The sequence below is a fragment of the Haploplasma modicum ATCC 29102 genome, assembly GCF_000687835.1.
Classification (GTDB): domain Bacteria; phylum Bacillota_I; class Bacilli_A; order Acholeplasmatales; family Acholeplasmataceae; genus Haploplasma; species Haploplasma modicum.
On sequence record NZ_JHYB01000002.1, the window covers coordinates 263,714 to 278,584 of the forward strand.

Genomic DNA, 14,871 nt, shown 5'->3' on the forward strand with positions numbered 1-14,871 from the left:
TTGATTGATTATATTATTATCTATTTTTCATGTATTCTTCAATATCTTTTACTTCTTTAATAATATCTTTTGATAGATTGATTGCTCCATCTTTAGTAATTAAAATATCATCCTCAATTCTAATACCGATTGATTCTTCTTCGATATATAATCCAGGCTCAACTGTAATAATTGCACCTTCTTTAATTACTTCATCATATAAACCAACATCATGAACATCTAATCCTAAATAATGCCCTAAACTGTGATAATAATACTTTGTTATTTCACTATCTTCTTTAATTAACCCAATTTCTTTTAAGCCATCTATTAAAATTTGTTTACCAAAATCATTGAATTCCTTCATAGTTCTTCCTGGTTTTAACCATTTAATAGTTTCTTTATTTGCTTTTAAAACAATTTCATAAATTTGTTTTTGACGAGTGCTAAATTTACCATTTGCTGGATATGTTCTAGAAATATCTGAACAGTAATTATTATATTTAACCCCTAAATCAAATAAGATTAATTCATTATCATTGATAATATCATCATTATCTACATAATGAAGAATAGTTGCATTTTTACCACTCGCTGCAATTGTGTCAAATGAGGTTTCTGTGTTGTTTTTATTTAAAATATAATTATATTCAGCTTCTATCTCAAACTCTCTTAAACCTGGCTTTAAAGCGTTTAAGACGTGTTTTAAGGCTTTATTAGTAATATTTATAGCTTCAAGTGTGTCTTTAATCTCTAATTCATCTTTGTACATTCTAAGTGATGCCAATTTACGTTGTGAGTTTAGTATTTGTAAACTTGGGTAATTGTTTTTTAATTTATTTGCAATTAATTCAGTATTTGTTAAAAAATCATTAACCTTAATTTTTTCTAAGTCAAAGTATACTTTATCTATTTCTCCAAATATGTTTGCTCGTGAAATACCTAACTGAGTATTAATAAAAGTATCTAAGGTATTTATATCTTTAATATTTGCAAGTTCAATCCCTGATAAAGTACTTGCTTCTTCAAATGTTAATGTTTTGCCTTCCCATAATGCTTTGATTGGATCTTGTTTTTCGATAAATAAAAATGATTCACTTTTATTTTTTCCTTTAATTACGACTAAAACAACGTTTGCTTGATCAATATTTGTCAAATAAAAGAAATTTCTATTAACACTAAATGGGAAAAATTGATCATTTGATTTGTGTTTTTGTTCCCCTGAATAAAATAGCGATATACTACCTTCTTCAATTTTATTTATATAATTTTCTCTTCTTAATTTTATCATTTTGTTACCTCTCGTTTAGTTTAAAAATCTTTAGTAATCCTTTAAATATTAATAAAGGATCATTTTTTTGTTCGTGTTTAATAAGTGGAATTATTATATTTGAAAATCCCCCTGTTGTTATAACTTTAAAATCTTCTTTAACTTCTTCTTTAATTAGACTAATTAAACCATCTACTTGTGCTGCAACTCCGTATGTAACTCCCGATTGCATGCAACTGATTGTATTCGTTTCTAATACTTTATTTGGTACTTTGATATCTATTTTGGGTAATAATGCCGTATTTTTAGTTAAAGCATTAATAGATATTTCAACTCCAGCCGTAATAATAACCCCTGTTATAGCATTGTTTTTAACGTATATGTACTTAGTTGCTGTACCTAAATCAACAATTAAAGTTGATTTATTTTCACTTACAACTTCTGCTGCAACAGCAATTAAATCAGCACCGACCTCACGTGGGTTATCAGTTTTAACTTTAACTCCAGTTTTTGTTTTGGGCTGAATTAGTAAGGGTACTATTTTTAGTCTTTCTTCTACAAGTTTAACTAATTCTAAAGTAATTTTGGGAACAACTGAAGCTATTACTACACTAGTTATCTTTGTTAAATCAATGAATTGTTTTAATTGAATATAAAATTCATCTGATGTTTTATTTAAGTCTGAACTTATGTTATAGTTTGCGATAATTTCATTATCCTTAGCAACTGCAAAATTAACAGTTGTATTACCAATATCAAATAGTAGTATCATCATTATCATCTACTTTCTTTTTAATAGCAACAACAATTGGTGTTCCTATAAGGGTTGCTATTACAACTTCTAAAATACCATTTGTTAGCGCAATTAACATTATTAAGTTAATAACCGTTTGATTTTCACCGAGCATTAACTCAAATGCACTTGGTTTAAAGATTAATAACGAGCTAAGTACTAATATTGTATGGATAAAGGTTGAAATAATGAATACTGATGGAATATAAGCATTTTTGCCACTTTTAAAAATAATATAATAAATATAAAATACAATCATTGCTAAAATTAAAACAATAATTCCAATATTGATTATTAATCTATAATTCATGTAGTTATCTGCTAAAATATTTCTTAAAAATTCATTAATTCCAAAAAATATCCCAAATCCAGTTACTAATGATACGATAACGGTTAGTATTATTTTACCTGGTTTTATAATATTTATTTTCTTAAAAAACTTAATTAAATAAAATGTTATAATAGCTAATAAAATTCTTGGGAGCACTGAGACAAGAGGATTTTTAAATGCCTCATCAACAGGTGTTGCTGCCCTCATAAATGCAACCATTAAGGATCCTAAACCAAAAAATACCCCTAAATAAATACTTCCACTAAGTGATAGTAAAAATATTCCTACTAAAACTGGAATATGTATAATCGTTATACTAACCCCAGGAACAATCGTGATGTACCCAATATTTGGTACGAGTGACAAAAATAGTATTATTGCGCCAAAAATTGCAGTTAGCACCATACTAAATGTTTTGTTTTTTAAATTCATTATTTTCTCCTTTTTAGGCCTAGAAGGTCCCATAAGTATATATTATAATTTATTCTATGAAATTTCCGTAGACATTGTTTGCAGGATCTGCATACATTCTTCTACCGGTATTTAGTTTATCAATTAACTTAATATCTTCTTCTTTTAAAATAATCTTTGAAGCATTAAAGTTTTCTTCTAATCTTTCTTTATTAACACTTTTTGGGATCATTATTACATTTTTTGCTAATCCCCAAGCAATTGCAATTTGTGCAATTGAAGCTTTATATTTTTTAGCAATTTTATCTAAAACACTAAAATATGGTTCATTAAATAAATTTCCTCTCATTAATGGTCCATATCCCATTAATTGGATACCATGATCATTTAAGTAATTAATTAAATTTACCTGGCTTAGACCTGGATGCATTTCAACTTGATTGACATGAGGTTTAATTTTTACGTGTGGAATTAGTTGTTCCATTTGATATCTAGTGAAATTAGATAAACCAATTGCTTTTACTAATCCTTTTTCATAAAATTCTTCAAAAACTTCCCATGTTTGAATATTAATTTTATCATCATGATTTGGCCAGTGAATTAAAAGTAGGTCAATGTAATCTACTTTTAAATCTGCAAAACTTTTATAAATTAATTCTCTTGTTTTAGCTTTTGAATGATGTCTGTTTAGTTTTGTAGTAATAAAGAATTCACTTCTTTTTAACCCACTAGCTAATAGGGCATCACCAATTGCATGTTCATTAAGGTACATTTGAGCGGTATCAAAATGTCTATAACCAATTTCTATTGCTTCCAATATAACCCTTTTAGTTTCTGCGTCATCATTCATTAAAAAGGTTCCTAATCCTAAATTTGGTAATTCATAGTTATTACTTAACTTAATCAATATATCCCTCCTTTATTTTATTTAATTCAGATTCATTAATATTTTCTACAATATTAAATAACATCTTTCTTGCTTCTATAATATCATTAAAATCTGCAATTGCAGCACTAGAATGTATGTATCTAGCAGGTAGGCCGATTGTTGTTGCTAAAATTCCCCCATTTTCATCGAGTGCAGCTGCAGCATCAGTGCCTCCCAGTGAGATAAATGGTTGGTATTTTAAGTTGTTCTTAGTTGCAACACTCTTAAAATAGTTAATTAAACCTTGCATCATCACATTTCTTGGATCAAAAATTCTCATTAAGAAACCTTCACCAAGTCCAGCCATTTCAATTTTTTCTAAATCATTTACAGGTGATGCATCAAGAGCAATAAACATATCTGGTCTAAATTTCTTAACTGATGTTTTAGCACCTCTTAGCCCTACTTCTTCTTGAACGGTTGCACCAATATATAAATTAACATCAACATCAATGTTATTGAAATGTTTGATTGCCTCAAGAGCAAGTCCACAACCAAATCTGTTATCGATTGCTTTTGAAATAAAGCGATCCTTATTTGCGGTATAAGCAAAGTTACTTGGGAATACAACCATTTGACCAGGTTTAACACCAAATTCTTTTGCTTGTTCTAAACTTGTTGCTCCAATATCTAGTAAAAAATCTTTAATCTCAACCTTGTTTGCTTCTTTAATATGAGGGGGAAGTGAACCTATTACCCCTTTAATTACAGTCTCATCGTCTAAATGAAGGTCCATAACTTGAGAGATTAATACTTCAGGTTTAAATCCTCCAGTTGGCTGTAGTTTAATATGGCCATTTTTAGTAATGCTGCTTACCATGAAACCTACTTCATCCATATGTCCAGCAATCATAATAGTTTTAGCATTTTTATTTTTAGACTTTTTATAGGCAAAAATACTACCTAAGTTATCATATACTATTTCATAATTTGGATATTTTTCTATGAAATTCTTCATATATTTTCTTACATTATTTTCATTACCACTTGTTGCTTTTAAATTTAGTAAATCTTCATATATTTTAAACATTTTTTACTCTCGCTTTCAATTGATAAAGATTACCTTTTTCAATTCTTTTAATTTCATATTCTGTATAATACTTATCACTTTGATAATCAAAATCTATTTGGAAAATATCAAAGTATTTTGATATATAAGTAATTGAATCGTTGAAAAATGATTCATGATCAGTTCTAAATTGTATGACTCCATCTTTTTTAAGTAATTTTAAATATAATTCTAAAAAAGAATAATATGTTAATCTTCTTTTATGATGCCTATCTTTAGGCCAAGGATCTGAAAAGTTTAGATAAATTAAATCTACCGAATTAGGCTCTAAGTATTCTAAAATATTTGAACTATCATCTAAAATTACTGTTAGGTTTTTTATTTGATTTTCTTGCTTTTTTTGAGAAATTCGGTAACAAACATCCATATTTCTTTCAAGTGCAACATAATTTATATCTTTATTATCATTTGCTAAACTAGAAATAAATTGTCCTTTACCACTACCAACTTCTAAGTGAATAATACCTTCTAGTTTAAGTTTTAAAGGTGAAGTGATTGCCTCTAGTTCTTGCATTTTAGTTTTATCTAAACCTTTAATTTTCTTTTGACGCATTAAAATTCACCTCTAAGATACTCAAATAATTTATCACTGTTTTCTCGATATAGAATTGTTAATTCATTACCCTTAAATGATGCTGTAATTTTAAGGTCCTGTAAAACTTTAACATCTACTATCTTTTTATCATTGAGGGTAATTTTGATACGGTCTTGTGTTTTTTCGACTTTTAAAATATTTTCAAGATTTATTGCGTTTGCAATTTCTTCAAATTCTTTTTTATTTATTTCACTTTTTTTAAGATTTTTAGTTTTATTACGTCTAATTACAAATACTAAAAATGATATTAGTATTACTGCAACAATTAAGACTAGACTATAAAATATCACTATTCTTTCCATAATTATTTAAAATCCTCCTTTAATTTAATGTACATTGCATCACCAAATGAGAAAAATCTATATTTATTATTAATTGCTTCTTGATAAGCATTAATAATATATTCTTTTTTTGAAAATGCACTAACTAACATAATTAAACTACTTTTTGGTAAATGAAAATTGGTAATTAATTCATTTACTACTTTAAACTTATATCCTGGATAAATAAAGATATTGGTATCAAAAATTCCAGGAGTAAACTTTCCATCATTGAAATTACTTTCTAAAGTTCTGATTGATGTAGTTCCTACAGCAATTATCTTTTTATTGTTATTTACTGCTTCATTTAATTTGTTTGCTGCATCTAAAGTAATATGGTATGTTTCACTGTGCATATGGTGTTCTTCAACATTAGTAGTACTTACTGGTCTAAATGTTCCAAGTCCCACGTGTAAGGTAATTGGAATAATTAGTACCCCATTATTTGTTAATATTTCTAATATTTCTTTTGTAAAATGAAGACCAGCAGTTGGTGCAGCTGCACTACCAATCTCTTTTGCATAAACAGTTTGATAACGATCTTTATCAGACAAGCGTTCTTTAATATATGGTGGAAGTGGCATTGTTCCAAGTCGCTCTAGTATTTCGATTAAAATACCCTCATAGACCAGTTCAAATATTCTAATTCCTTCTTCTTTTTCTTCTAAACAAATAGCTTTTAGATCTTCGCTAAATATTACTATATCGCCAACCTTAATTTTTCTTGCTGGTTTGGTTAAAGTTTCCCAAACATCTTTTTTTAGTTCTTTTAGTAATAGTAACTCAATTTTTGCATTAGTTTTAAACTTAGCACCAATAATTCTTGCTGGTAATACTTTAGTTTCATTTAAAACTAAAACATCACCTTTTTTTAAATATTTTGTTATATCATAAAAATGTTTGTGTGTTATTTTACCTGTTTCTTTTTCCATAACCAACATCTTTGAATAATCCCTTTTTTCAAGTGGACTTTGTGCTATTAATGATTCAGGTAAATCAAAATCAAAATCTTCTACTTTCATTAATCTAAAAACCCTTCATAGTATTTAACACCTAAAATATCATATGCCTTTTTCATAGCAACTCTTCCTCTAGCTGTTCTTTTAATATATCCTTCTTTAATTAAATATGGCTCATATACATCTTCAAGTGTTGAAACTTCTTCAGCAATTGAAGTTGCTAGCGATTCAATTCCAACCGGACCACCATTAAATTTATTCACTAAACTATCTAAATAAAATAAGTCAGCCTGATCTAGTCCATCACTTGATATTCCAAGTTTATTTAAAGCAAGTTTTGTTATTTCATTTGTAATTATTCCGTCATTTAGGACGTCTGCAAAGTCTCTAACTCGTCTAAAAATACGGTTAACAATTCTTGGCGTGCCCCTACTTCTTCTAGCAATTTCACTACTTGCATCTTTTGATATTTCACAATCATAAACTCTAGCAGTTCTTTCAACAATTTGAATAAGTTCATTTGTTGAATAATAATTTAATCTAAAAACAACGCCAAATCTATCTCTAAGCGGTGCTGATAGGTCACCAAATCTCGTTGTAGCTCCAACTAGAGTAAATGGTGGTAGTTCAATTCTAATTGATCTAGCTTCACTTTCGCTACCAATTAGAATGTCTAAGACATAATCTTCCATAGCACTATATAATACTTCCTCAACAAATCTAGGAATTCGGTGTATTTCATCAATAAACAAAACATCACCAGCATTTAACTGACTAAGAATTTGTGCTAAATCACCAGTTTTTTCAATAGCTGGACCGCTAATAACCTTAATTTTTGTTCCAAGTTCGTTTGCAACAATTTGGGCAAGAGTCGTTTTACCAAGACCAGGAGGACCATAAAATAAAATATGGTCTAATGATTCATCGCGTTTAAGGGATGCTTTAATATAAATATCAAGCATTTCTCTTATTTCTTCTTGGCCAATAAATTCATTAATAATTTGTGGTCTTAAGCTTTGATCAAAATCTTCATTTTGTAACTCTTGACTTAATAAATTATTTTTACTCATTTAATCATCTCATTTCAGTATGTTTTTTAATGCTTGTTTAATTATTTCTTCTACTTTTAAAGTTTGATCCATATTTTTAAGTACTCTCTTAATATCTGCCTTTTTATAACCAAGCGCAAGCAATGCTTCTTCCGCATCTCTTAAATTATTAGTTAAGTTATAATCTTCTTCAATAACTAACTTACCCTTTAAATCTAAAATAATTTGTTGAGCAGTCTTATTACCGATACCAGGGAATTTTGTTAAAAGCTTAACATCTCCTGTTTCAATTGCAGTAATGACTTCACCAATATTATCTGTTGCCATGATACTTAAGGCAGTTTTAGGACCAACTCCATTTACTGATATTAGTCTAATGAATAACTCTTTTGCTTCTTCAGTCATAAAACCATATAAATTAAAAATATCTTCTCTAACATAATGATATGTATAAACGGTTACAATATCATTTACATGATATTTAAATGGATTAGCAACAATTATTTGATAACCGATTCCATTGTTGTCAATTACTACATATGCAGGATTAACTTTTAACACTTTACCTGTTATTTGAAAATACATATTATCAGTCCTTTTCTAAATTAATAAGTCCTAAATATTATACCATATTTAAGACTCAAATTGAATTTTCTTTATTAAGTTTTATGCTGTTATAACTGAACCGTCATACTTGTCATTAATAAATTTTTTAATTTTAGTAGATTGTAATACTTCAAGTAAAGCTTTTATCTTAGGTAAATATTATCTGCTTTTTTAGCTACTAATATATTTACATAAGGATTATTATTAGTTGATTCTTTTTCGATTGCTTTTTTTAAATAAATTACCAGTAATTGCATAATTACCATTAATAAAAAATAGTGCTCCTTGCTTATTTTTCTTCGTTGTTACTAGTAAGTTTGCATCAATTATTTCAAACTTAAAATCTTTAACCTTTGATTTTATCGCAAGTTCCGGTTTTGAATAGTTATTTAGTTGATCAAAATCATCAAAAACTCTTCTAAGCTTAAATTACTTAAAAATAAAACAATACGTCCATGTTGGAAAAAGTTTTCATCTGTCTTACCTTTTTCAACTTCTGGATTACCTTTTGAATAATCATTATTACTTGAATTTTTAGCTTATAACCTAGCTCTTTTTTTAATAATATTTTTATCATTAGAAAAATTAACAATTTTTAATATAGTATCACCATTACATTTAATGTCAAATTTTATTGTATTTATTAAGGGATTTTTCTTAAATGTCTTTTACATTTAGTATAATTATTATGATATAATAAAAGAAGGATGTGATATGATGAAAATTGATTTTGATAATATTTTACTTAACAAACTAAATGAAATTAATTTAAACGAAGATAATAAAATAGAAAAAGATATTAAAGACCAGATTTCAAGTCTTTTTTCACATGTTAGTATCAATGAAGATTTTTTCAAAAGTCAAATTGAAGTCTTTAACAGCGAAGTATTAAAAAACAACATTACACTTCATCGTGAGTTTTCATCAGTTAGTGAAAATTTAACAAAATCAATTAATATTGCAGTTGCAAAGAATAGTGAAGAGATAAAAAAACATAATGAGATTGCTGAAGCTAATATTTCTAAATTAAAAGCTGAATATAAATTAAAACAGGATGAAATTAATGAAAAGATTTTACTTGAAGAAGATAAACTAAATATACACCTAATTGATGTTAGAAAGATTTATCAAGATGAAATCATACAAATAAATAAAGAAATTGAAATAGTAAGAGAAAATACAAGTTTAGCAAAACAAAAAATAGAATTTAAATTTTCAGATAAAATAAAAAAGATTGAAGAAAATTTTGAAAATTTTAAAACTGCTAAAAATCAGTCATTAGTTGAATTAAGAAATCAATATAATTCAAAAATTGAAGAATTCAAAATTTTACTAGATGAAAATAAAATTGAAAAAGATAATTCTTATTTGACTATTAAACAAACATTTAATCAAGCAAGTATTAAATTTAATAATTTTATCAATGAGCATAAAAAACATTTTGAAATTCAAAAACAAAAAATTGTAACTAAAAATAGAAATATTATTAGTGATTTAAATTTTGAGATTGAAGATTTAAATGAGTACTTTGAAAAAGCAAAAACTTTAATTATTAATGAACATCAAGAAAAAATTAAGGCTTTAAATATTGTTTTTGACGTACAAAAAAATGCTCATAATAAAGCAAACATTGAAATTATTAATAAATATAATAGTAAAATCTCTACTACTAATAGTGAATTAAGCATTAATAGAGATTCAATTAATAATCAAATAAAGTTATTAGAAAAAGAAAAAAGAGATGCCCTAAAAAAGGCTGCAGACATTTTTGAAGAAAATAAGATCTATAAAGATTATAACCGAATGATCAAAAATTTAGACAATAAATTACTGCAGTTAGTAAGTGAACGTGATAAAAAAGTAATTCAAGAAGAACTTCAACTGCAAAAAGCTCTATATAACCATGATATAAAAAACATAAAACATTTAAATGAATGGCGTTATAACAAAAATTTATATGATAAAGAACGTGATTTAAATTATCAAATTTATAAGGCTAAATATAATAATGATTTTTCAGTTATCAAAGAAAAGGAATTGTTAGAAAGTAAACGAGTAGAAATCTTTAACCGTTTAGAAACTTTATTTCTTGAAAACAATCTTCTCCCAATTGAATTACAGCTAAAGCTTTCTTCTTCTATCCAAAACCGTGATATTAATTTACTAAACATTGACTCAGATAGTACTAAACTTGATTGTGAGTTAAATATTAAGTTACTTGAGATTTTATATAGTTTGGAAGAACTTTTCATTAAAGAAGAACTTGAAGTTGAACAAAATAAGAAAGACTTTGAAATAAAATTATTAAGACTTACAAATCAACTTGAATTGGAAAAGGAAAATGCAAAGCGTGATCACGAAATTAAAAATCTAGAGTTAAATATTAATCTGCAAGATTACCTACATGAAAATAAAAGTAAAAAATATCGTGACTACTTCTTCTTACAAAAAAGAATATATTTATCTCATATCGACCTTTTAAAAAATGAACTTGATTATAATATTTCAAACGAGAAAAGAAATGCTTTACTTGAAGAACAAAAAAGAAATAAAATATCTCTTGAAATAAAAACAAAAAATCAAAATATCTTAATTTCAAAAAAACTACAAAGAAATATAGCTTTACTGAAGATTGATTCAACCTATCATGAAAAAACTAATATTTTATTCTTAGATAACCTATTAGATTTGATAGTTCGTCAAAGAACTCTCATTAAGGACCTTTTCTTACTAAATGACTCTGCAATTCATCCCGAGAAAATAAAGTCTTTAATTAAACTAATTATTGAATTTAATGATATCTATATAAAGATGTATGACTCTTTAATAACTAAATATAAAACCATTAATGAGATTAACTATAACAACAAGGTAAATGATATAACTGAACAAAAATATCGTATTAAACATGAATCAATATTAAATCTACATAATGAAAAGATTAGTATTTTAAAAAATACTAGAAATAATATTTCAAATGAAATTAATCAATTATTAGAAAGATCTAAAGAAATTGAGATTGAATCTGTTCAAAAGTCAATGATCAATAGTGGTTTACAAAAAAATAAATCATCTGATGAAGCTATTTTTTATAGTAAAACTACTTCTTCTTTAAAACTTGAAAGTAAAAATAATCGTATAATCATTAAAAAATTATACCAACAAAGAGCTTTAAAGGAAGAAGAAATCAAAAAGATTAATAAAAAATTAGTTAAACAAGAAAACACTTTAAAATTAAAAAGAAAAAGTGAAGAGGCTAAATATTATAGAAAATATAATATTAATAGCACCAATTTTACTTCCTTATTAAATCAGTTTGATAAATATAATATCTTGCTTAATAAAAACTTATCGGAACTTTTAAAAGACTTATATCTTAATGATATTGCAATTAAAGGTTTCCAAAAAAGATTTAAAAATATTTTTATTAAAATGATTGATAACTCAATTTATAAATTCCAAAACATCTTGAAATTTTGGATTAGTTTTAACCTTAACAATGAAGTTGAATTATTAAAAAGTATGAACCAGTTTACTGATCAGTCAATGAGTTCATTAGAAAAATTAGAAAAGAAATATAACAGGTTTTTACTTGTCGATGGAAAAACATTAACAGAGCATAAAAAAATTCATTTACAAAATGAATTAAACTTAAAAAATAAGATTGCTTCAGATGAGAAACTTCTTGCTTCAATTGATAAGACAAATCACGATTTATATAATATTAAATATAGGGAAATTGAAAAACACATTGAACAAAACAAGGCTAAATTTAATACAAGACTTTCTTTAATTAATGAAAATTTAAAAAATGCAAATGAATATTTATACAAAGACTTTGAAAAAATTAGTTCAAAATGCCGAAAAAAATATCACAGTTTAAAAACTAAAATTTTGACAAATAAAATATTACTTGAGGAAGAAATTAACGATAATAAAGTAAAGACTGAATATCGTGCTAATTTTATTATTAAACAGTATGAAACTCAAAAGATTAAATTCTATAAGACGTTAAAACAATCGAGAAAAAAATATAGTTTTGACATTGAAAAATGTAATCATCTCTTAAAACTTAACAATGACTTATATAATAAAAATGTTAGTGATAATAAGATTAAATTAAAGCGTGAAATTAGACAATTTAATAATGAACTTCAACTCTTTAAAATTCACGGGAAAAAAGACAAACATAAATTAATTAGAAAAGATAAAAAAGAATTAAGAAAAAATTATCGCTTTAAGCTAAAACAAATTAAAAAACAAAGATAACTCCTTATTGGAGTTATTTTTGTTTTAGATAAAAAAAACTTGATCATCAGCTACTGATAATCAAGTCTATTTTAATCTAAGAAATCAAATTCAAACCCATAAACATTAACGGTATCACCATTTGTAACACCCGCTTTTCTAAGTGCATCTTCAACACCAAGTGTTTTTAACTGTTTAGAAAATCTCATAATACCTTCTTCAGATGCAAAATTGGTACGTTCAAAGTGTAGTAATACCTTTGGTCCTGTAACATAGAAGACCTTATCTTCATATTTAACATCAATTTGATTATCATCTTCTTCTAGTTCGTATATTTCATGCGAATCATCCTCAATAACAATCGGTGGGATATTATCAAGTTCAATAATAACTTTATCTAATAACTCATTTAAACCTAGATGTGATGCTGCAGAAATAACATATATTTCCTTATTTTTAAATTTATTTACTATTTTTTTTACTTCTGATTCATCGATAGCATCTGCTTTATTTAAAACAATAATTTGTTTTCTATTTAATAAATCTTTATTGAATTTACCTAATTCTTCATTTATAATTTGGTACTTTTCATATGGATTTTCATCTGTTAAATCAACCATATGTAAAAATATTCGACATCTTTCAATATGTTTTAAAAATCTAAGTCCTAATCCATGACCTTCTGAGGCATTTTCAATAATACCTGGTAAGTCTGCTAGAACAAAATCATGATTTTTATATCTAACCATTCCAAGATTTGGTTGAAGCGTAGTAAATGGATATGCAGCGATTTTTGGTCTTGCATTTGATAAAACTGAAATTAATGTTGATTTTCCAACACTAGGAAATCCTAGTAATCCTACATCGGCTAAAACTCTTAAATCTAGTTTGATCTTTAATTGTTCGCCTCTATCACCATTTTCACTAAACTTAGGTGCAGTATTTCTTTTTGTGGCAAAAGCAATATTACCTCTACCCCCTCTACCACCTTTAGCGACAACAAGTTCTTGATTGTGGTGCGTTATTTCGCCTATTTTAAGCCCTGTTTCATAATTATAGATGATTGTCCCAAGTGGAACTTTTAAATAATTATTTAAGGCATTTGCACCATGCATACCTTTTGACTTACCGTTTTCACCATTTGGTGCTTTAATATGTTTTTGATATCTAAAATCAGTAAGTGTTACCTTACCTTCATCACCAACAAAAACAATGGAACCACCCATTCCACCATTTCCGCCACTTGGACCACCAAATTCAACATATTTTTCTCTTCTAAACGAAGTCATTCCATGGCCACCACGGCCAGCAAAAACTTCAACAACTACTTCATCTATAAACATAATTTTTTCACCTTCTAAATAATAAAAAAGGATAACGTATGTTATCCTTCGTAAACAGACACTTGAGTACGATCGCGGCCTTTTCGTTCATATTTTACATTACCTGATACAGTTGCGAATAATGTATCATCTCCGCCTCTTCTTACATTATTACCAGGATGAATTTTTGTTCCTCTTTGGCGATAAATAATTGAGCCGGCTGATGCATATTGCCCATCAGATAATTTTTGACCTAATCTTTTTGAGTGTGAATCTCGTCCGTTACGGGATGAACCTACACCTTTTTTAGATGCGAATAACTGAATGTTAAGCTTTAACATGCTATCCCTCCTTTTGATTTTTAATATAATTTGGATATTGTTGTTCTAAATCGTATAATGTATATTTTAAGTTGTCTAATAATTTATCCATAATAGGATCATGTTTTTTAACATCTAACTTAAAATAACCTTCGTCAATAATTAGAGAGTATGTACTATTTTTCTCTAATAATTCTCCTGCATTTGCAGTTACTATAATTGCAGTTGAGACTGCGGCACAAACAATGTCTTTACCAGATTCATCATAATTTGCGTGTCCTGATATTTCAATTGTTTCTATTTGGTCATTTTTTATCAAATAGTTTGCTAAAATCATTATGCTTTAACAATTTCTTCGATTACTAATTTTGTATAGCTTTGGCGATGACCTTGTTTTTTACGGAAGTTTTTCTTTGGACGGTATTTAAATACTATGATTTTTTTACCGCGTCCTTGTTTTTCTACTTTCGCTACAACTTTTGCGCCTTCAACTAGTGGTGCACCAATAACTGGATTTTCTCCACCTAAAGCTACAACTTCAGTAAACACATAATTTTCTCCAGCTTCAACGTCTAATTTTTCAACATAAATAACGTCGCCTTGGGAAACTTTAACTTGTTTACCACCTGTTTTAATAATTGCGTACATGTCGCTACCTCCTTGTTTTTATT

The 14,871-nt window shown here is 26.8% G+C and carries 15 protein-coding genes; 1 reads left to right on the forward strand and 14 read right to left on the reverse strand.

What is annotated here, in order from left to right; all coding sequences use genetic code 11:
* Positions 1 to 16 precede the first annotated feature (16 nt).
* The 10 genes from T352_RS0101320 to ruvA are packed head-to-tail and all read right to left on the reverse strand — an operon-like array spanning position 17 to position 8,289.
* Complete coding sequence (locus T352_RS0101320; RefSeq protein WP_026391430.1) at positions 17 to 1,270, reverse strand: aminopeptidase P family protein; 1,254 nt, start codon at positions 1,268 to 1,270, stop codon at positions 17 to 19.
* 4 nt (positions 1,271 to 1,274) lie between these two features.
* Positions 1,275 to 2,021, reverse strand: a complete 747-nt coding sequence (locus tag T352_RS0101325; protein ID WP_026391431.1) for a type III pantothenate kinase — start codon at positions 2,019 to 2,021, stop codon at positions 1,275 to 1,277.
* Positions 2,005 to 2,805, reverse strand: a complete 801-nt coding sequence (locus T352_RS06795; protein WP_162151086.1) for an ECF transporter S component — start codon at positions 2,803 to 2,805, stop codon at positions 2,005 to 2,007. Before T352_RS06795 ends, T352_RS0101325 begins: the two co-directional genes overlap by 17 nt.
* 49 nt (positions 2,806 to 2,854) lie before the next feature.
* Entirely contained in the window at positions 2,855 to 3,691 is an 837-nt protein-coding gene (locus T352_RS0101335) for an aldo/keto reductase (RefSeq protein ID WP_026391432.1), read from the reverse strand.
* Positions 3,684 to 4,742: a M42 family metallopeptidase gene (locus T352_RS0101340; RefSeq protein WP_035344735.1), complete on the reverse strand. Its 1,059-nt coding sequence runs from the start codon at positions 4,740 to 4,742 to the stop codon at positions 3,684 to 3,686. The genes T352_RS0101335 and T352_RS0101340 overlap by 8 nt, the downstream gene beginning before the upstream one ends.
* Positions 4,735 to 5,334 carry a tRNA (guanosine(46)-N7)-methyltransferase TrmB gene (gene trmB, locus T352_RS0101345; protein WP_051615684.1) on the reverse strand — a complete coding sequence of 200 codons (600 nt, stop codon included), beginning with the start codon at positions 5,332 to 5,334 and terminating at the stop codon, positions 4,735 to 4,737. The genes T352_RS0101340 and trmB overlap by 8 nt, the downstream gene beginning before the upstream one ends.
* On the reverse strand, positions 5,334 to 5,678 hold the full coding sequence (locus tag T352_RS0101350) for a hypothetical protein (RefSeq protein ID WP_026391435.1): 345 nt from the start codon (positions 5,676 to 5,678) through the stop codon (positions 5,334 to 5,336). Before T352_RS0101350 ends, trmB begins: the two co-directional genes overlap by 1 nt.
* 2 nt (positions 5,679 to 5,680) lie before the next feature.
* On the reverse strand, positions 5,681 to 6,718 hold the full coding sequence (queA, locus tag T352_RS0101355) for a tRNA preQ1(34) S-adenosylmethionine ribosyltransferase-isomerase QueA (RefSeq protein ID WP_026391436.1): 1,038 nt from the start codon (positions 6,716 to 6,718) through the stop codon (positions 5,681 to 5,683).
* Positions 6,718 to 7,725, reverse strand: coding sequence for a Holliday junction branch migration DNA helicase RuvB (gene ruvB / locus T352_RS0101360; protein WP_026391437.1), 1,008 nt, complete (start codon positions 7,723 to 7,725; stop codon positions 6,718 to 6,720). The genes queA and ruvB overlap by 1 nt, the downstream gene beginning before the upstream one ends.
* A gap of 9 nt (positions 7,726 to 7,734) precedes the next feature.
* Entirely contained in the window at positions 7,735 to 8,289 is a 555-nt protein-coding gene (ruvA, locus tag T352_RS0101365) for a Holliday junction branch migration protein RuvA (protein WP_162151087.1), read from the reverse strand.
* Positions 8,290 to 9,024: 735 nt separating this feature from the next.
* Between ruvA and T352_RS0101375 the strand changes: the two genes are divergently transcribed.
* A complete protein-coding gene (locus tag T352_RS0101375; RefSeq protein WP_156951172.1) occupies positions 9,025 to 12,579 on the forward strand; it encodes a hypothetical protein in 3,555 nt (1,184 codons plus the stop codon).
* Positions 12,580 to 12,650: 71 nt separating this feature from the next.
* Here T352_RS0101375 and obgE read toward each other — a convergent pair whose 3' ends face one another.
* Genes obgE through rplU form a run of 4 tightly spaced genes read right to left on the reverse strand, consistent with a single transcriptional unit; the run spans position 12,651 to position 14,848 of the window.
* Positions 12,651 to 13,901 carry a GTPase ObgE gene (gene obgE / locus T352_RS0101380; RefSeq protein WP_026391440.1) on the reverse strand — a complete coding sequence of 417 codons (1,251 nt, stop codon included), beginning with the start codon at positions 13,899 to 13,901 and terminating at the stop codon, positions 12,651 to 12,653.
* A 41-nt stretch (positions 13,902 to 13,942) separates the two neighbouring features.
* Positions 13,943 to 14,221 carry a 50S ribosomal protein L27 gene (rpmA, locus tag T352_RS0101385; RefSeq protein ID WP_026391441.1) on the reverse strand — a complete coding sequence of 93 codons (279 nt, stop codon included), beginning with the start codon at positions 14,219 to 14,221 and terminating at the stop codon, positions 13,943 to 13,945.
* A gap of 1 nt (position 14,222) precedes the next feature.
* Positions 14,223 to 14,537 (reverse strand): ribosomal-processing cysteine protease Prp, encoded by a 315-nt coding sequence (locus T352_RS0101390; RefSeq protein WP_026391442.1) that lies wholly within the window; start codon positions 14,535 to 14,537, stop codon positions 14,223 to 14,225.
* Positions 14,537 to 14,848 (reverse strand): 50S ribosomal protein L21, encoded by a 312-nt coding sequence (gene rplU / locus T352_RS0101395; RefSeq protein WP_026391443.1) that lies wholly within the window; start codon positions 14,846 to 14,848, stop codon positions 14,537 to 14,539. The genes T352_RS0101390 and rplU overlap by 1 nt, the downstream gene beginning before the upstream one ends.
* Positions 14,849 to 14,871 lie beyond the last annotated feature (23 nt).